General features: G+C 47.9%; 22 protein-coding genes. 4 read left to right on the forward strand and 18 right to left on the reverse strand.

Annotation, left to right across the window (positions count from 1 at the left end):
- Positions 1-22: 22 nt before the first annotated feature.
- Positions 23-319 carry a hypothetical protein gene (locus AC1S52_RS04610; RefSeq protein ID WP_482027866.1) on the forward strand — a complete coding sequence of 99 codons (297 nt, stop codon included), beginning with the start codon at positions 23-25 and terminating at the stop codon, positions 317-319.
- On the opposite strand, the gene AC1S52_RS04615 is transcribed toward AC1S52_RS04610, so the two are convergent.
- The 14 genes from AC1S52_RS04615 to AC1S52_RS04680 form a co-directional block, all read right to left on the reverse strand.
- Positions 311-565: a hypothetical protein gene (locus tag AC1S52_RS04615; protein WP_482027867.1), complete on the reverse strand. Its 255-nt coding sequence runs from the start codon at positions 563-565 to the stop codon at positions 311-313. The two genes, AC1S52_RS04610 and AC1S52_RS04615, sit on opposite strands and share 9 nt — an antisense overlap.
- A gap of 81 nt (positions 566-646) precedes the next feature.
- On the reverse strand, positions 647-1222 hold the full coding sequence (locus AC1S52_RS04620; protein ID WP_482027868.1) for a siphovirus Gp157 family protein: 576 nt from the start codon (positions 1220-1222) through the stop codon (positions 647-649).
- 245 nt (positions 1223-1467) lie between these two features.
- A complete protein-coding gene (locus AC1S52_RS04625; protein WP_482027869.1) occupies positions 1468-1908 on the reverse strand; it encodes a hypothetical protein in 441 nt (146 codons plus the stop codon).
- Positions 1909-1960: 52 nt separating this feature from the next.
- Positions 1961-4054 carry an ATP-dependent DNA helicase RecG gene (gene recG, locus AC1S52_RS04630; RefSeq protein ID WP_482027870.1) on the reverse strand — a complete coding sequence of 698 codons (2094 nt, stop codon included), beginning with the start codon at positions 4052-4054 and terminating at the stop codon, positions 1961-1963.
- 116 nt (positions 4055-4170) lie between these two features.
- Entirely contained in the window at positions 4171-5208 is a 1038-nt protein-coding gene (gene darG / locus AC1S52_RS04635) for a type II toxin-antitoxin system antitoxin DNA ADP-ribosyl glycohydrolase DarG (protein WP_482027871.1), read from the reverse strand.
- A 17-nt stretch (positions 5209-5225) separates the two neighbouring features.
- Positions 5226-5876 carry a type II toxin-antitoxin system toxin DNA ADP-ribosyl transferase DarT gene (gene darT / locus AC1S52_RS04640; protein WP_482027872.1) on the reverse strand — a complete coding sequence of 217 codons (651 nt, stop codon included), beginning with the start codon at positions 5874-5876 and terminating at the stop codon, positions 5226-5228.
- A 206-nt stretch (positions 5877-6082) separates the two neighbouring features.
- The gene (locus tag AC1S52_RS04645) at positions 6083-6613 is read right to left on the reverse strand and encodes a hypothetical protein (protein WP_482027873.1); all 531 of its coding nucleotides are present in this window, start codon (positions 6611-6613) and stop codon (positions 6083-6085) included.
- Between the two features lie 14 nt (positions 6614-6627).
- The gene (locus tag AC1S52_RS04650) at positions 6628-7491 is read right to left on the reverse strand and encodes a ThiF family adenylyltransferase (RefSeq protein WP_482027874.1); all 864 of its coding nucleotides are present in this window, start codon (positions 7489-7491) and stop codon (positions 6628-6630) included.
- Positions 7460-8182, reverse strand: coding sequence for a Mov34/MPN/PAD-1 family protein (locus tag AC1S52_RS04655; protein WP_482027875.1), 723 nt, complete (start codon positions 8180-8182; stop codon positions 7460-7462). The genes AC1S52_RS04650 and AC1S52_RS04655 overlap by 32 nt, the downstream gene beginning before the upstream one ends.
- Positions 8175-8924 carry a hypothetical protein gene (locus AC1S52_RS04660; protein WP_482027876.1) on the reverse strand — a complete coding sequence of 250 codons (750 nt, stop codon included), beginning with the start codon at positions 8922-8924 and terminating at the stop codon, positions 8175-8177. The genes AC1S52_RS04655 and AC1S52_RS04660 overlap by 8 nt, the downstream gene beginning before the upstream one ends.
- On the reverse strand, positions 8873-9724 hold the full coding sequence (locus AC1S52_RS04665) for a hypothetical protein (RefSeq protein WP_482027877.1): 852 nt from the start codon (positions 9722-9724) through the stop codon (positions 8873-8875). Before AC1S52_RS04665 ends, AC1S52_RS04660 begins: the two co-directional genes overlap by 52 nt.
- Positions 9725-9726: 2 nt before the next feature.
- Entirely contained in the window at positions 9727-10176 is a 450-nt protein-coding gene (locus AC1S52_RS04670; protein ID WP_482027878.1) for a hypothetical protein, read from the reverse strand.
- A gap of 3 nt (positions 10177-10179) precedes the next feature.
- The gene (locus AC1S52_RS04675) at positions 10180-10764 is read right to left on the reverse strand and encodes a hypothetical protein (RefSeq protein WP_482027879.1); all 585 of its coding nucleotides are present in this window, start codon (positions 10762-10764) and stop codon (positions 10180-10182) included.
- Positions 10761-10892, reverse strand: coding sequence for a hypothetical protein (locus tag AC1S52_RS04680; RefSeq protein WP_482027880.1), 132 nt, complete (start codon positions 10890-10892; stop codon positions 10761-10763). The genes AC1S52_RS04675 and AC1S52_RS04680 overlap by 4 nt, the downstream gene beginning before the upstream one ends.
- A gap of 48 nt (positions 10893-10940) precedes the next feature.
- On the opposite strand from AC1S52_RS04680, the gene AC1S52_RS04685 reads away from it, so the two are divergent.
- Complete coding sequence (locus AC1S52_RS04685; RefSeq protein ID WP_482027881.1) at positions 10941-11216, forward strand: HU family DNA-binding protein; 276 nt, start codon at positions 10941-10943, stop codon at positions 11214-11216.
- Between the two features lie 56 nt (positions 11217-11272).
- Entirely contained in the window at positions 11273-11824 is a 552-nt protein-coding gene (locus AC1S52_RS04690) for a hypothetical protein (protein WP_482027882.1), read from the forward strand.
- Positions 11825-11867: 43 nt separating this feature from the next.
- Here AC1S52_RS04690 and AC1S52_RS04695 read toward each other — a convergent pair whose 3' ends face one another.
- From AC1S52_RS04695 to AC1S52_RS04705, 3 genes are all read right to left on the reverse strand, one after another.
- Positions 11868-12551: a hypothetical protein gene (locus AC1S52_RS04695; RefSeq protein WP_482027883.1), complete on the reverse strand. Its 684-nt coding sequence runs from the start codon at positions 12549-12551 to the stop codon at positions 11868-11870.
- Positions 12552-12633: 82 nt separating this feature from the next.
- The gene (locus tag AC1S52_RS04700; RefSeq protein WP_482027884.1) at positions 12634-13122 is read right to left on the reverse strand and encodes a hypothetical protein; all 489 of its coding nucleotides are present in this window, start codon (positions 13120-13122) and stop codon (positions 12634-12636) included.
- 50 nt (positions 13123-13172) lie between these two features.
- Positions 13173-13703, reverse strand: a complete 531-nt coding sequence (locus tag AC1S52_RS04705) for a hypothetical protein (protein ID WP_482027885.1) — start codon at positions 13701-13703, stop codon at positions 13173-13175.
- Positions 13704-13885: 182 nt separating this feature from the next.
- On the opposite strand from AC1S52_RS04705, the gene AC1S52_RS04710 reads away from it, so the two are divergent.
- A complete protein-coding gene (locus tag AC1S52_RS04710; RefSeq protein WP_482027886.1) occupies positions 13886-14974 on the forward strand; it encodes a M14 family metallopeptidase in 1089 nt (362 codons plus the stop codon).
- Positions 14975-15031: 57 nt separating this feature from the next.
- On the opposite strand, the gene AC1S52_RS04715 is transcribed toward AC1S52_RS04710, so the two are convergent.
- Positions 15032-17626, reverse strand: coding sequence for a two-partner secretion domain-containing protein (locus AC1S52_RS04715; RefSeq protein ID WP_482027887.1), 2595 nt, complete (start codon positions 17624-17626; stop codon positions 15032-15034).
- Positions 17627-17782: the final 156 nt, after the last annotated feature.

The following is a 17782-nucleotide window of genomic DNA, read 5'->3' on the forward strand; positions in this document are numbered from 1 at the left end:
GAAATTTGAGAGGTATGTGCCAATGACTGTATTTGTTCCAGTTGAGGAGAAGCAGAACCTGTTTCGCCACATTCATACCAGGAAGCTGTATTCCTATGTTTCTAGCCAACAGGGATATCATCCGGTTGATGAGCAGGGCAACCCAATCGTTTGTTCAGATGCGGCAGACTACGAGGAAGGTGAAGTTGAAATTGTTCATGAATTGGATCAGCAGCTTGTAAATTGGATACCTTCTGGTCGTCCCACTCACCGCTACACCGCTGCCAACGAGGAGATTGAAGAACGGTTGAATCAACCCGATGGGGTTGAATTAATTTGATGCTTTCAACCCCTGTCTTAGTAGCAGAAGCGGTTCTACGGTTCCAAGTTCCTCGTCTGCAACGCCTGTAACTAGAGCGTCTGCTACGTCAACACGAAGCTGTCGCAGTAATTGGAACAGGTCGTTGGTGATCGGGACAAGAATTTTGATGCTGGTGCCTGCTTTAAGGATCAGTATTCGATTGCGGATTTCATGATGAATCCGATCGTTCTCGGATAGTTTCAGGAGAACTGGGGTAGAGGTCATTGTGGGGTTCCATAGGAAAAGGTTGGGTGGCTGATTGACAGGTGGCAGGGTGTTTGAGAAGGAGTTTCATACTCCCTATCGTCAGTTCAGCAAAGACTGCTGAATGTCGTCTTTAATCTGTCCGATGGTGGTGGCAAGGTTATACTCAACCCGGCGTTTGCGGTAAACATAGGTGCCCGGAACAGGTGTCCCTTTCGTCCAGGCTTTGATAATCTTGGTTTTGTCGGGTTTATATTCAACCTTCTCTTTCTTGGCGAGGTACTCTTCGGGAATTTGAGATTCATCAACAACAGTGCAGGAGGGTGGGTTCTCCTTGACCCTAATTCGACGGGTTTGTCCTGGAGAGTCTGAGCTGAGAAGACCAGACTCATTCATGTCGAGAACGGTTTGGTCGAGTCGATCGCGGAGGTTGGTCAGTCGTTCAATCTCGCGATCGTGTTTCTCAACAAGATGCTGTTTACGTGCTTTGATGGCTGTAATTTCTGCATCCAGTTGATCAGCGAGTTCGGCAAAGGCATCAATGGCTGATTCCTGGCTTTCTTGTAACTCCAACAGTTCTGTGAGGATGCGAGATTGATCCTCCTCTGACTCGGCGGTCTCTAACTGCCGCCAAGTTCGTGCGGACAGGATGCTAATTCCTTTTAAGGATTGCATCATGATCGAGCGGGGTACTGGTTTTCTTTGCACCATTACCACCTCCCGCAGCTATGGTAATAGTCGTTGCGGGTTTCAATGTCAAATTCAAGTTGAGCCAGTGAATGGATTTCTCGTTTGGAGGTTGTTAGTTTGGAGATTTGTTGGCGGCAGTAGTTATGAATGAACTGAATCAGTTGGATGAAGTATTTCATGCAGATATTCAGACTTGCTTCATCCAAGAGGCGCAGTAGCGCCGGTGAAGAAGTCTATTGCCCAGCTCTGCGGAAATCCTGCTCGATTAGTTCAATCGTGTGTCGAGTGTCTTCACTCCAACGCAGTCCGTGTGCGATTGTGATCAGGCGCTGAAGATCGGTTTGAGACAACTCTTCAACCGCAGCAAGTAGGATTTTGATGGTAGGAGATGCTATCTGATTAGCTGCTGCAAGTGTGTTGTAAGCCTCTGGTTCGGTTTGGCACGATTCAATGGCATGTAGGGCAGTGTTATGCAAATGATACTGGAGGTGACCCAGCGCTTCATGGTATTGGGAGAGAATGAGGGTAAGCAGAATTTCTGCTCCCTGGTAATCATGAATTATCAGGCGATCGCGAACGATTTTCAGCAGTTGAGCAAAGTTATCGAATGTCTTAACCTGCTGAATTGCCTCGAAGACATCATTTTTGTAATTGACGGGAACTAGCTTGTTCATGAATAGCGGGTTATAGGGTATGAAAGTGTAAGTGCAATACTTTCTGACGGGACTAACAAGCGGTAGCTTGGAGTTGATACCGTTGATGCATTTCAGTATTCAGTAACTCCCAGGTTTTCAGCTTTTCGCGGCTGGCGAGAACTAGTGCTGCGGCTTCTCGCGCTTGCAGAAGGATAGTCTGATGTTTGATCAGGTCAGCGAAAACAAAGTTGGGAACACCGGTCTGGGCTGTACCCAAAATTTCACCGGGTCCTCTAAATTTGAGATCATGATCTGAGATATCAAAGCCATTCTGAGAAGATTCCAGAATTTGAAGTCGGTGGAAGGTTTCAGGTTTGGTGGAGTAGTTGATCAGGTAGCAATAGGATTGAGCATTACCACGACCAACTCGCCCACGTAGTTGATGGAGTTGAGACAACCCAAACCGTTCGGCATGTTCAATCGCGATTACAGTCGCGTTGGGTGTATCAATCCCGACTTCCACAACCGTAGTTGCTACCAAAATTTGTGTCTGTCTGCTTTGGAAAGCTTTGATGGCAGCCTCTTTTTCAGCGGCGGACATCTTGCCATGCAATAGTCCGACTTGAAATTGTGGAAAGATGTTGGTTTGTAGGTGTCGATGCTCTGCGATCGCAGCTTTAAGGTCTGTTTTCTCAGATTCCTCAACCAGTGGCAGAATGATGTATGCCTGATGCCCCTGGCTAATTTGTTCCTGAATTCGCTGAAGGGCATGGGTTTGACTATCTGCATCCAAAATCGCGGTTTGAACTGGTTGTCGTCCAGGAGGGTGCTCGTGGATGCTGCTGATTTCCAAGTCCCCATATAGAGTCAGTGCAAGTGAACGAGGGATGGGAGTGGCTGTCATGGAGAGCAGGTGTGGGCAGTCACCTTTCTTTTGGAGAAGTTCGCGTTGCTCGACTCCAAAGCGATGCTGCTCGTCAATTACAGCCAGAGCCAACTGATTGAACTGGACAGCCTCTTGAATCAGGGCATGAGTTCCGACAACAACGGATAGAGTGCCGGACTGGAGCGCTTGGTAGATTTGAGTACGTTGAGTGGAAGAGGCTGATCCGGTTAACAGCATAACTGTGCAGTTCAGGGGTTGTAGATAGTGGCGCAGCGTTTGGTAATGTTGATTAGCAAGAATCTCGGTAGGAACCATGAGCGCAGCCTGGTAGCCCGCTTGGACAACGGTGGCGATCGCGGCGCTGGCGACTACGGTTTTTCCGGAACCAACATCACCTTGAAGAAGTCGGTTCATGGGGGTTGAGGACTGAAGGTCTTGGTGGATTTCAGCGATCGCCTGCTGTTGAGCATGGGTCAAGGAAAATGGAAGTGCCTGGTAGAACGATCTCAAGGAGTCCTGATCTAGGATGAGAGGTTGACGTTGGGTTTGCTGCCTGACTTGACGGCGTTGCAGCAGTCCAAGTTGGAGATAGAAAAATTCATCGAAAATAAGGCGTTGGCGGGCAGCTTTGAGGGTTGAGGGCTTTTGCGGAAAATGGATTTCGGTGATGGCTGATTGCAAGTCTATCAAGTCGTAGCGTTTTCGCACTTTGAATGGCAATGGATCTGCAAGGGTGATGTGGTTCAGAACGCAGCGTAAGCATTCTTGTAGCAGAGCGGTCGTTACTCCCCGTATTAGAGGATAGACGGGTTGAATCTGTGTACCTGGTAGGGAGGATGCTTCTCCAGCAAGGTCGATGATGCGTACCTCATCGGCATCGATCGCCAACTTATTTGTGTAGGAGTCTATTTTGGTTTTCCCGGACAACGTAACAATTCGCCCAATACGGTAGAAATTCTGTTGCTCTTCCCGCCAATGTTCAGATTGATAACGATCATGGTGATGGAAATGGGTACATTGAATGAACGCAGTCTTGGATGCGTTGCAGATTACCCAGCGTTGAATCGTTAGCTTGCCTGATCGGACAGTTGTAATCTGGTGAGATTGAATGTACCCAATGATGGTGACAAATTCCCCTTCACGAACGTTGATCAGTTTGGTTCGTTTGAAAATTGTGTGGGTCTTTGGAAAGTAATAGATTAAATCTCGAAGCGTTTGAATTTTTAGGCGGTAGAGTTTGGGTAAATAGGTTTTCAGTAACCGTAAGTAAGAGATTGGGATGTCATGAAAGTCAGACATAGGAGAGAGTTCAATGGAATCCCCCAATCGCTGCGGTAGCAGTTTTTAGTTTTGAGTTATGAGTTGAAGATTATGAAGCTATCTGGTTCTTTCAAAGATGCTAACGCCACAACCAGTTACGCTAACCATCCTGTTTCATCTAAACGCTTCCAAGCTAAATGAATGTGGCGAGATTCAAACATTTGTTTGCGATCGCTCCATGCGTGAACTTTAGTGACGGCTTCTTCTGCCGTTGCAGCTTTTTCTTGCGTAGCAACCCAGTGAACAGTAGACAGCAGCTCCATGCCAAAAGTCGTTTCAAATCCTTTAATGAGATCTGCAACGCGATCAAACCGCTGCTGAGTTTTTTCATGCTGTGTCAGAAATAGTTCAGCTTGTTCAGATGCATGAGGCATCAATTCTAGTGGCTTGTCTGGGCAATCTTCGGCATCTCCATAGCCACTGATGAAATGCCCCTCAATGTGGCTAAGAACATGGCGGAGGTTTTCAGCATAGGGTCCGTAAGGAGCCTTCTGATACTTCAAGCGCAATGGTTCACCAGCCTCTTGCATAAAGTACATCAGCTTGTGAATTTCCAACAGGGTAACAGTCGGGTCCATCACGGCTGCCAAGTAGCGACGCATGAGTCCTAGTAAGGCAGCTCGTCCAACCGTCATATTCGGCACTTTGCTTTCTTTGACCATCACGTTAGCCTGTGGTGCCCCAGTAGGCTCAAACAAAAGTACATTTACCTCTGGCTGGGATTGGAAGGCTTCGACAATCAGCGATCGCACTTCTTCCCAGTTCAAACCGCCTAAGCCGCACCCTAGTGGGGGAATTGCTATGGAGTGAATTTGATGCTGCTGTATGACAGCTATCAGGGCTTCAAGCCCCAACTCAATATCTTCGATGCCGCTTTTACCTTTCCAGTGGCGTTTAGTGGGGAAATTGATGATAAAGCGTGGATTATATAAGCGATTGAGGTCATAAACGAACATTTTGCCTGGTTGCACCTGTCCAGCATCGCAAGCCGCTTTATAAGCTTTGAAGTTTTCTGGAAAGGCTTTGCGGAATTGCAGTGCGATACCGCGACCCATAACACCGACACAATTCACGGTGTTAACCAATGCTTCAGCATCGGCTTTTAAGATGTCTCCTTGAGTCAGCTTAATCATGGGTCTAGCCTCTCCGATCAAAAATACCAACTCGGCTCTACAACGGTAACAGGCTGATGCCCGATGTTAACCAAAGCTGTCTGAACTTTCGCTGCTATAGTACTATCGATTGTCCCAATTTTGTCGATCAGTGTCCAGGGAAAGATATCAAAGACCAGAAACTCAGCTTGTTTACCTTCCTTAATCTTGGAATCTCGAAAGTCTGTGGAGGCAATGGCAGACCAATTAAGGTGGATGAGATCCGCTGAATTTTTATAAAAAGCGGTTATGTAAGCACCCGCATTACCATCACTAAATGCCCAACGCACCCCATTTGCATTTGCCCAGTTCATTACTTTAGTGAGGTCAGCCTCAAGATGAATAATGGACTGCTGCCCGCCTCGATAAGTCAATTCCGGATGATTCGCCATGTGCAAAATATAGAGCATGACGGAGCGTGGGCAGAAGTAGAACGGCACATATTGTCCGACCGTTGTTTCTAGATGGCAAGAAACCTCTATTTCGCTGAGGCGGCGTTGCTTAATACTCGACATTCCTACAAGGGAGCAGGTGAGTCCATTCGCAATACGGTTTGCATCTGAAACCAATCCCATGTTCATTGCGATGCTTGGCAGATTGTCTACATGGGTTATGTGATAAATCTTGGGACTGGAGGGCATCGATGCCATACCGCATCATCCTTTGAAACCTTGTCCGAGTATGGCATCACTTTGTATGAAAAGAAATCAAAACAATTAGACATTGGAAAAAACTGTATACAAATCTTAACTTGTGATGAGATTAACGGGTTGTTTCGATCTGAGTGAGCCTACTGATACTGCTTTGCGGATGCTTACTTGAGTTGAGGTAAGGAGTTCATGTCAGCAGAGTTAAATCAGGAGTTGGAACTGGCTGGATCGAAAACAGAACCACAACGATTACATCGGTACGATCGCTGCCAGTGGTCATAGGCAGGGAAATAGACTTCCTTATCGTACTCTTGGTTCACCTGGTTTCGCTTCCAAACTGCCCAGAGGGAGATCAGAATGATGGCGACAATCGTTGCTGGTCCCAACCCTTGCAGAATGGTACCCATGATGAATTGAATTGCCAGGGGAGGATGGAAGACAACGTCGATCGCAACCATCGCAAGCCCGATCGCATAATGGGCGATCACTGCCAGAAGCCAACCGAGTAGCCCGACCCAGATCCAGCGGGCACCGGGGTTTGCTCTGAATGGAGGGGCAATGCGTCTGGCAAGATGGGTGGTGTGGTTCCCGCCACCAGCAAAAATGCCACCGTTCCAGGAAAAGCCGTTGATATTGAATGATGCAGTCCCCTCTTCATAGAGGGTAGATAAGCGTCGGGTGTCACGACTGCCACAGGAAGGACAGTCGGGGTGAGGATGATTTTGAAGTCGAGGCATGAGAGATTCAGGGTTTAGGCAGCCTGGGTAGGAGCGGTTGAGCCAGGTAGGATTGCAGCGATCGCAGATTGAGTAATATATTTGGCTCTGGTTGTGCGAGTTTTGAGGTCAAAGTGTACCGCAAATTGGGTCAGTTTGCCCGTGACCAGTTCAAGCACCAGGTCAGCGGCTAGGGTGGCTGATTGGGCATTTACCGTTAAACTTTGCTGGTTCAATAGTGCCAGTTCCTCACAGGATAATTGAGAAGTTTCCTGCTCTTCTGATTTGTCGAGTAATAATTCGGGTGCTTGAATACCGGGTGCTGGGAGGCGGAGGCATCCAAGTTCGCTGAACTGATAGTCTTTGAGCTGAGTTGAATGACTACTGCCAACCAACACCTGCCCCCAGCGATCGCCATTTCCAGCATCGAGATACCACAGATGCTGGGCGGTGTAATAGCGGTTGTCAGCCAAAGCAGCGTGCAATGTTCGACGGGCAGCCGCATTATCAACGCAGCCCAGCAGTATAGTTAGGGTATTGAAGGGGTGCTTCAACCAGCGAGGGTCAAACTTTTCCGGGATGGCTTCAATGGTCAGTTGTTCACACGTCCATGCAAGCGAGTAACGAGCCGCTAAGGCTTTGGCTTTGTTAAGTCCAATCTCAGCTTCGCAAAAACATTGACGAGTGATCACATTTTTAAGTTCAACCTGATCCGGGTCTACTAATGTCAGGGTAGACGATTTTCCACTACCAACCAGCGATCGCGAAATCCGAATAATGAGCTGTACCAGAAAAGAGCCTGTACCACCGCAACCAACAATCCAAAAGTGAACATGCTGGTGAGGAAGAAGCACAACGGGAACGGCTTCAAGGCAGTCGTAACTCAGGGGTTTGTTCATGGCGTGGGCATTGGTAGAAGGGAAGAGAATTGTGTTGTTGAAGATGGTGTTGAGTCAAGTCAAATAAGAATGTTGTACCCGGTTCAATGTCAAAGACCTGATGAATGGGCAGGTGACAACAATGTCCAAAAATACAGACTCGTAACACCATCTCAGGTTGGGAGGAACGGACTTTGCCAAGCACCCCGTAGACTCTAAATCCGGTCGCTTCATCCTGATCATCTGTGGGAGAGAAGAACGCTGGTAGGTGTCCGTGGGAATGAATTTCGACGGTTGCCCGATGGGCGGTAGACCCATAGCTGGTATTTGTGGGCTGACACTGATTGGGGCTTTGCTGTTGATCGGGTACAGTCAGATTCCAGCGCTCCTGTTCGAGGGTGAGATGAAACAGGATTTCCAGAGATTGGGTGGCACAGGCTTGACAGGCAAGGCTCCACATCTCCAGCAGCAGAGGCTCAGGAATTTTAGGGGCAATCTCAATGTTCAGTTTGATGTCTGCCAGCCCTTTGAGGGGTTGTTGATGGGTACTTACGGGGATAGTGACCTGAATGCCGGGACGGATCGCTCGGACGAAGATTCCGTTACTGCCAACGATGTATTCAAAGCCTGTACTGGTGTGCTCAGGGAGCCGCTCTGAGTCAGCAAATTTGTGTCCGATGATGCGGGATAGCTCGGTTTGGATGTCATTCATGAGTTAGGAGGTGGGTGATCAGACGATCGAGGGTGGTTGGGTCTTGATCAAGAGGGACAAGTGTTTTGCTGGGGTAACGCTTTGTCCGGTTCTGATGCAGGGCGATTAGCTGCTTGCAAATGTCAAATTGGTACTTTTTGCTCGTGGATTTGCCATGAATCAAATGATTTGAAAATGGACTTGTGATGAAGTCATTCCAAGCTTCAGGGAGCGTTTGAGGACTGGCGATCGCCGGAGTGTTTGATCCCCAGCAAATTTTTAGGGAGTCATAAACATTCGGTAGAGGTGCGTGATAACACAATGCTGAGGGATCAAAAGTTTCACCCGCGATCGCGCATATCCAATACGTTCGCTCCAGTCCAATCAAGGCGAGGGCAGGTAAGGGAATTGTAATTTTGCCTGCATAGGATAAGTCAATAGTATGGTGCGTTGGGGGAATGAATAGGACTGCCCATCTGCCGCCAATGCTGGTTCCGCAACGAACAACCCCAGGGGGAATCCATCCCGAATCGATGGAGGTGTTGTCGAAGGCGATACGAAGGGTGTCTGGGGATATGCATTTGTAGCGGTACGTTAAAGGCTCAATGCTGATTCGGCGTTGATAGAGGTAATGTCCAACCGCCTCAAAGATATAAATCGCGGCATCAATCCGTTTGGCTTCCTCCGGACGAGTGATAAGGAAATCGCGAATTAGCGCGGCTTCAACGGCTTGCAGGTCGTTGGTGGATAGGGCTGGTTCCATAGGTCAAGCAGTTGGTGGAAATGGTTTGGCAGATCTTGTGCCAGCCACTGGGTGAGGATGTAGCATTGATTCATCAGGTGGTTTGCCTTCTTCCACTGGCGCTGAAGGGTTTGAATCGCAGAAACGGACCAGGGCAAACTGGTTTCACATTCCGTTCCATAGAAGGCTTCATTGGAAAGAGCATCAAGCCAAAGATTGTTGGTAGATTTATCCAGAACAGCTAAGGTAAGCGGTAGGAATTTGAATGGAGAGCCTGCTTGTAAACAACGAAGGCGCAGCAGCTTAGCTGGAATCTTACTGGGATGCTGAATTGAGTCAATGTCGATGCCAAACTCGGTTTCATACCATTCAATGCAATCCATATCGACTTGTTCAAACCAGTAGCGTCCTTCTTCTGTTAGTGGGATGAGCACAAGCCATTCAGGTTTGAGGGCTTCAAACGCATCTTCTTCATGCCAGTCAACACCCATGTCGAGGATTGGAATCTCATAAATGAGGCGATCGTACGCTTGATCGAGTGTCCACGGAGAAAGCGGAAAACAGTGTTTATCAAGTAATTGGAAAAATTCAATTTCCCGTTCGCTATGGATTGCTTCTCCATCACAGCGTCTTGGAAATCCTGGTTTTGTGCTAGCTGCTAGCTTACTTGGGAAGAACGTGTTGTAGAGATGCAACAGACGATAGCTGATTTGGCGATGGGTTAGATAGTCAAAGGCTGCCTCGTGGTTAAGGATGAGACGAGGGTTGTAGGATCGCAACCGCCCAATGGCATCGATCGCAGTCAGAGGGAGAGTTGGCATAGTCAGAACCCAAAGGGAATTTTGGAAGCGGATGCGGCATTGTCTAGACGACGGAGTGTTTGTTGAATGGAAGCCTGCCAGCGCTGTGATTCTGAAATAGTGTGGGTGATGTACTCATCTAATCTGAGTGCTTGTTCCGGGTTGAACCCTTCAGCGAGTTCCGTTTGTTGAATCACTAAACAAGCCGTGATCGCAGGGTCAATATTGCTTTCAGCGGTGTCCAAATAACTGAGAGCTTCCGAGGTGATTGCAGGTTGATTTCCTTTCGTGCCTTTTTTCGGTACAACTTCGATTACCCCATTGGTTCGTTTGATTTCGGCTCCTGCCAGCTCCGGACCAATTTGGCTGAGTAATCGGCGTAACAGTTCATCGTTCTCTGCGATCGTGCGGCGAATGTGATGCTGTTGCCCTTCCAGGACGACTAAAACAGTGTCTTCAGTGATCGTATCCATAGCTTAGAAAAAGGAGATTTGGGTGTCTTTGGCAGTCGGTTGTTTAGGTTGAGTAGGCAATGTTGATGGTTGGGGAGTCATTGGTTGGGTAGAGGATCTAGAAGGGCTTGAGGAAGTTGATTTCTTTGGCTTTGTCTGTTTCTGTTGATAACGAATTTTGCGAACAGACAGGTCTGCTTTGAGCTGATCAAGCAGTTGATTTAGAGGGAGGGGCAGCTTTCCCAACTCTGATTCTGTCAGTAGATTACAAACTGGAAAGTCGTCATAGCTGGTTGCCCAGATCAGAACCTGTCGATCTTGAGTATTTGAATCAAGCGGTAGCCAGGTAACCTCTAACCGAATTGGGGTATTCTCCCAGCGGTAGGTTCGTTCTGAATTTGGAGTAGTGGCAGCTTGTAGTGGAGATGAACTGAGTAATTGCAGAAATTGCAGATCTTTGTTTTTCCACCGAGTTCGATCAAATAAAAGTCCGTGCGGTTGAAACTTTTTTTCGGGAGCAGGGTCGCTGAGATGAGATTGTAGGGTTTCGATGGGAACTGAAACCGCTTCAGCGGCTGCTTCCAGGGTGAGCCATTGGTTAGCGGTCATGATGAGTGTTTACTGGGTTGGGATGATGCGATCGCCCGTTGTTCGGGCAGAATAATGGTCAGTAGTACAAATTTTCTGAACGTGTGTACTATATATACGCCGGAGTGACAGGCGGTAGCCTGTTGCATTCCAAGTTTCTCAAGTATAATCACAGCAGCATTTTGAGGCAGTGAACTATGAATAAGGGCGAACTCGTTGATCAGATTTCACAGAAAGCAGGAGTGACTAAGAAAGATGCGGATGTCATACTTACTGCTGTTCTCGATGTGATTATGGAGTCTGTCGCGGGGGGAAATAAAGTGACATTAGTTGGATTTGGTACCTTTGAGCCAAGAGAGCGGCAAGCACGGGAAGGACGAAATCCTTCTACAGGGCAGCCAATTAAGATTCCAGCAACAATAGTCCCAGCCTTTAGCGCAGGAAAGTTGTTTAAAGAAAAGGTGGTTGGCTGAGTAGGAACAATGAGGTTATACGGATTGGAATTGAGATGTTAGAGGGAGAGCAATTGTTGAATACGGTATTGGATGATCACCGTCGCTGGACTCTGACATCACTCATTCGATTTATCCAGGCAGTCGCAATCACTCAGAAGGCGTGGAGTGAGTTTACGTTGGCGCTGATGACTAGCCGTCATCGAGTACCTGTCGCAGCCAGGGAACACCTGGAGGATTTGGAAGGCTACTATGGTCGCTTCAAAGAATTGATGTTGGGATTGTCGTTGGTGATGGATCGGGATAGTGGTTTGAGGCAAGCTGCGGATCAAGGATTGTCTCATCCCGAACTTCCTCTGCAAGCATCCCTTGGCTCAAAGTCTTTGACTATTTGGATAAACGGCTATTATCGAGACAAGCGCAATGGCTATGTTTTCAAAGCGTTGGATTTGGTTACCCATTTAGAGAAGGTCGGTGAAGAGGGGACACGCGAGATCGTTGTCTTGTCCTTAGATTCCTCCTCTCCTTTGAAATATGTGTTGAAACCCTTCTACGTTTTTCTAGTCGAGTTCAAGGCATTTTTTGAATACTTGCCAGACCACTCAGTTGTGCAGCTTGTACTAGAGTAGTAGTTGAGCGTTTTTTGATGCCTGGGAATGCTGAAGGTTCCTTTTATGATTGGAATAATGGAGGAACGATAGGTTTATAGGGGATGATAAATAGCCCTCGGATCGGACTACTTTTATGAGTCTGATTGTTGTGCTGAGTTAGTGTAGATCCTGTTTCAGAAAAAGTTGCTTCAATTGCAATTTCGTTGTTGTTTGGGATGCTGGGATCATAAATCTGGAGGGTACTGCCGGATTCAGTTTCCCTGTAGCCATAAGCAATAACCTGATGATTGGTTGTTAGCCTCCGGACAGATTGGGTGAGGATCAATCCGAGTACGACTGGTTCACCTTGATCTAGACGCTGTTTGACTTGATTGATTTCTGTAGTGGTTAAGCGTTGGAGTGTAGCGTCTGAGCGTGCTGTCCACAGAAAAAATAGTCCAATGACCCAGCCTCTTCCATAGGTGTTGACCTGGCGGCGATCGAGATAACGATAAAGGGCAGAAGGTCCGGCAGGGACTTCATCGATCGCAGGAATGGGACGGTTTGCCCAAAAATGGTCAAGCGCGGCAAAGCACATGCCACCGCAAAGCCCGTGACGGTATGGATCAGTTTTGAGCAGGCGGGTCAGCCACGGCATGGAGTTGATCCAAGGCAACCCAAGCCCGATAAACGAGTTGCAGAACCTGAAGCCGTGCTGCAAGGGGAGGAATCGGGTTTGTTGAGATGAAAGGGGTTTGGTCTGCATGGTTGTAGAGGCTAAACTTGACCAATTTAGGTGCAATTGGGTGCTTTGGTTGTCTACCTTGAAGCAGATTTTTAGATGCAAGTTAAGCGGCAGCGGGTGCGAGAAGCCGATAGACCGGGGCGAGTGCCTGCTCCTGATTGAGTTGCCGAGCAATGGTTCTTCCAATGTGCAAAAATTCTAAAATTTCTGCGCGATCGATATGTTGCAGCCCTTGCTCAAGGGTTTGAATCAGGCTAATCGCAATACTCTCCATGCCCCGATTAATCAGGATAAATTTCTCCAGGATTTTGGGGATGTATGAGAAATAGCCTTCGCGTTTGGGAGTTTCGATAAAGTCTAGCTCCACTAGCTTACGGCTATCATCATTATGCTCATAGAGAGAATTGGCTTTAATGTCTATGAATGCAGCTTCCCAGGTCTGCTTGCGTCGCAAATCTCCGTAGCGCGACCGGATTGATCGCTTAAATGCTTCATCGGTTGTTTCAGACAGGTCGGGGTAGTCTGGATCATCCAAAATGCGATCGATGAGCCAGATACTATAGGTTTTCTCCTTGAGCGCTACCAATTTCATGCAAACCTCCCCGAAGCATTTCCATTTTACTCCACCTAGCCTTAAACGCATCATCTAAGCGGATAGTTGTCAGGAGGCTCAGGCAGGAGGGCTTCCGCTGCCTCCAGACTGCTTAAACATTCCGCCCAATAGAGGGCGCGTTTAATGATCAGGGTTGCAATGCGGCATTGATTGGCTAACTCCCGGTTGATGCCGCGTTGGTCTTGAGCCTGAACAATGTGGCGATCGACGCGACGCTTGGCTGCAACTTCGTAGCAAATTAGGAAGCGGAGCACTTCTGGCGGCAGCTGCGCTCTATTCCCTGGTGTCAATCCAAAGTGGGCGTAGAAATCTTTTGTCCTCTTCCCAAATCCCGTAACGTAGATCGACCCGGTTGCCAGCGCTTGACCTTCTTCATTTGCGCCTTTCTGATGCAGGGAGCGGCTCAACGCCTGACGTGTATCCGTCCGTTCGATGTCCAAACCAGTCGGTTCAGGGCGACGGCGGCGACGTTGTGGGGATGGAGTTGAATTCTCCATTCCTGGCAATGCTAGCTGTTCATCCTGATTGCTGGAGCCGTCATTTGAAGGGGTATCAGGCATTGGGGCTGTGAGGGGGCGAAGAAGGACACCCTATTTTTCCATAGTTTTGGGGAGTGGGGGCAATTCGTTGGGTTGTTCGTTTGAAATTGTTAAATTCATAGATTGAGATGTCATTTCAGTGAGTTTGGATGTCACGCTCAAAACAATGTTGAAAAGTCCGAGGATGCAGGAGTAATGGAGGGATGGACTACTTGCAGTTTTTTTCTTCAGACTACGCTACGGCACAGGATCAGTTTCGTTCTGTCGTAGAAGTGGAGGGGTATCACTATGAATCTCATTCAATTAATCAACAAGGACCAGTTGGAGAAGATCTGGCGATCGATGTGGCAATTCGGGAGTTTGGTAAAAGTCCTCAGAATGCGCTAGTTGTCTCCAGTGGCTTGCATGGCGTTGAAGGATTTCTGGGTTCAGCCGTGCAACTGGCGTTACTGAAGGATCAATTGTGTTTGACTTCACAGCTAAATGGTGTGCGATTGGTGTTGATCCACGCCCTGAATCCCTATGGATTTGCTTGGCGACGACGGTGGAATGAAAACGGAGTAGACCTGAATCGTAATTTTCTATTACCTGAAGAAGATTACCACGGGAGTCCAGAAGCGTATTCAAAGCTGGACTCATTTTTCAATCCCCCTTCCCCACCCTCTCGATTAGAACCGTTTTTACTCAAGGCTCTGGGGTTGATCGCCCGTTATGGCATGAATAGTTTGAAAGATACCTTGCCCGTGGGTCAGTATGACTTTCCTAAAGGGTTGTTTTTTGGGGGAACTGCTGCCTCCAAAACTCAGCAAATTCTGGAGGCGAATTTAGTTCGCTGGCTTGGAGGGGTTCGGAATGTACTGCACCTTGATTTCCACACTGGCTTAGGTCGGAGAGGGAGCTATAAGCTGTTGATCAACAAGTCCGATCCTGGGTTCTTTCAGCGATCGTGCCAGCAATTTGGCAGTCAAACCGTGCTTGATTCTTCTACTGCCGGAAACACGGTTTACAGAGTGCGTGGCAGTTTTGCTGACTGGTGTCAGGCGGTTTTCCCCAACGACCGCTATGACTTTATTACTGTGGAGTTTGGCACCTACCCAGTTCTTCAAGTTGTAAAGGCATTACGGAATGAAAATCGTGCTTACTGGTGGGGAGAGTCGGGTGATCAGTATGAGTGGACAAAACGTCAACTGGTAGAAGTGTTTGCGCCCACCAATCCTGTTTGGCGAGAGCGATGTGTAGAACAGGGACTCCAGGTGATTAGGGAAGCATATTTTGCTTGGGCAAGCTTGTAAGTGGATCTACAAAAGCTAGAGCTTTACTTGATGGTGGAAAAGGTGTTCTGATTATAGCTACTTAGAGCCAGAGACTTTTGTGTTGTGGGGACTTGTTGTCGTCGATATTTTGTCGTTGATCGTTGGAAGAGGATTAATGCAAGGTGGTTCCTGGAGTGAGGAGTAGGTAGTAGGATTTGTGGTTTGAACGACAAGACTAATTGTGCCATTTGAATTCCATTTCCACCCTTGAGCTTCAACAGGTTGTTCTGATCGTTTGGGTGAGAATGTTTGGGGTGGAAGTACTGGCTCTGCTTCCGGTTGTTCAAGCCAGCCGGTGCGACTATGTTGTTCATCTTCAGGTGATTGGGGAATGCCGCCAGTACCGCTGATGATCAGTTGGCTTTGGTTAGCTGACTGTTGGCTCTGGCAAACTGAGATGACTGGAGGAACTTGAATTGGAGGAGGAGTGGTGAGAGGTCCGCGACTGAGGTCAATATTTGGGGCTTGAATTTCAACCACACCACTGAATTGAGGTCCAAGCTCTGAGGATGCCGTTAGGATTGTTTGGGGTGAGAGGAACACCCCTTTTGCTTGGATGAGGATTCGTCCTCCGAATGCCCCAGCGGAGTTTGCAGTGATCTGGTTTGGAGCGTTTACGGCAGCGAGAACATTGGAGAAGATGGAAACGTTGCCTCCTGATCCGTCGCCACTTAGTGCAGAGGCAGTAATTGCTCCCCGCTCTAGAAACAATGTGTTTGAGCGAATTTCAATATCTCCACCAAAATTAGAAAAGGTGGTGGCTTCTAGTACGCCTAAGTTTGAAATCTCAACTGTTTTTGCAGAAATTCTTAGAGTTCCTCCAGACTGTGATCCCTGATTGCTGAGATTGATGTAGCTGCGATCGGTAATTTCTAAGCGTGGTGTTTCGATCGTGATGCTGCCAGACGCTCCTGTAGGAGTTGGTGGTAGGTTAAATAGCTGTTCATAGAAAGGAATTTGTCTAGCCGCCGCTGCCTGAATGGTGCTAGATACATACGGTCTTTGCAATCCGTTTGATCCGCTAGGTCTTTGTTTTGGTAAGAGAGGAAAAGATGTGTCTCCAGATGAAACTGGAGTGTAAGGGTTAACACCAGCAAGGTACACAAAGTTGGATGCTCGAATAAATATATTTCCTGCGTCTCCGGATGCTCCAACGGTTGCCGAAATAATTGCCCCATTTGTTACCGATAAGCGAGCGGTTTCGACAGTAACGTTACCAGCGTTTCCAGAGCCAGTCGTGGTTGAAAATAGCCCACTTCCCTGTAGTTGGGGTGAGGAGCCGTCAAAACGAATATCAGTTGCCTTTATTAAAAGGTTACCTCCCTGTCCTGTTGCCAAAGTAGCAGCACCAATAGCTCCACCATCTTGTCCAATCAGCGTTTGGGTAGCAGCAATGACGTTGCCAGCATCCCCAGCACCTCCTGTTCCGGCTACGATTAGGCTGAAGAGGTCTGGAAATACCGGAGAGAACCCACGGACTGCGATCGTATTGGGAACATTAAGGATGACATCACCGCCCTTTCCTGCTCCATAAGTTCGGGCTGAGATGTTTGCTCCTGCCTCAACCGCCAGGTTTGGAGACGAGATAACAACATTGCCACCTCTGCCCAGTCCAACACTTTCATTAATTACACGACTGGGAAACAGTGAATTCCCTTGAAAACCGACTCCAGACAAAAGCATCTGCTCTCTGGCATTGACCTCAATTGCCCCTGCGTCTACTACACCAGCATTCTGGATAAGTGCGGCAGCGCCTCCTATAAAAGATACCGTTCCACCATTGATCTGAATGCTGCCGCCTGGAATTCCACTTGCATCAAGTAAGGCTCTGTTGCTTAATTGAATAGGCTTCCATCCACTGACTGTTCCAGGTGTGAGGGCAAAGCCTTGGGGAATAGCGGTTAAACCAATATCTCCTGAATGAACAGCAGCAACTTCTACTCGTCCACTGGGAGCTGTCAGAATGCCTCCGTCTAAAGACACTATACCACCAATGAGGGCGATCGTCTTTCCAGCTTGAACGCGAAGTCCACTGGTACTTTGTGATGCACCGATTGTGGGGGAGAGTAATGGATTTTGTAGGGTAAGTGCGTGACCAGTTCCGAGGACTTGAATGGGAGCGGGAGAACTGCCAAACCCTAACCCAATTGGAACATTGATACTTAATAGAGGAGAAGACTGGGCAGGATTGGTGTTGAACTCCCCATCGGGGAACTTAATGCTGGTTGCGGTGCTTGCCAGGAATGATCCGCCAATGTTCAATCGGGCGTTAGGTCCAAAAATAATACCGTTTGGGTTAACTAGGAACAGGTTAGCACTACCGTTGGTTCGCAATAATCCATCAATAGTGGAGGCAGATTGCCCTGTAATCCGGGTCAGAATGTTTTGAATGTTCAACGAGTTGTTGAAATAGGCGCTGCCGCCTGTAGGAACAGAGAATTGTTCAAAACTATGAAATAGGTTGGCACCTCGAACAGTTCCGCCTGTGATTGTGCAACTGCTACAACCCGGTGAAACGTTGGAGTTTACAGGTAATGTACGATCAGGAACAATTTGTGAGATCGCGGGTAGAGGAGTAAGTCCCAGTAGGGCAAAACTATTGACTATCCACTGAACACGTTGGAAAGCCATGATTAAGTGTGCGAACAGATAATTGTTTCACCCTACTTTATCTGAGGCAAGTAGATAATCTTTCTTCGGACATAGAAGCTTTTTGTATCATAGGTTATCTTTCCTATGGGAGAGAGACTAAGGACTAAAATGGTTGTAAGTTGATGGAGTTTTGCA

The organism is Kovacikia sp. CALU 1929 (genome assembly GCF_056784235.1).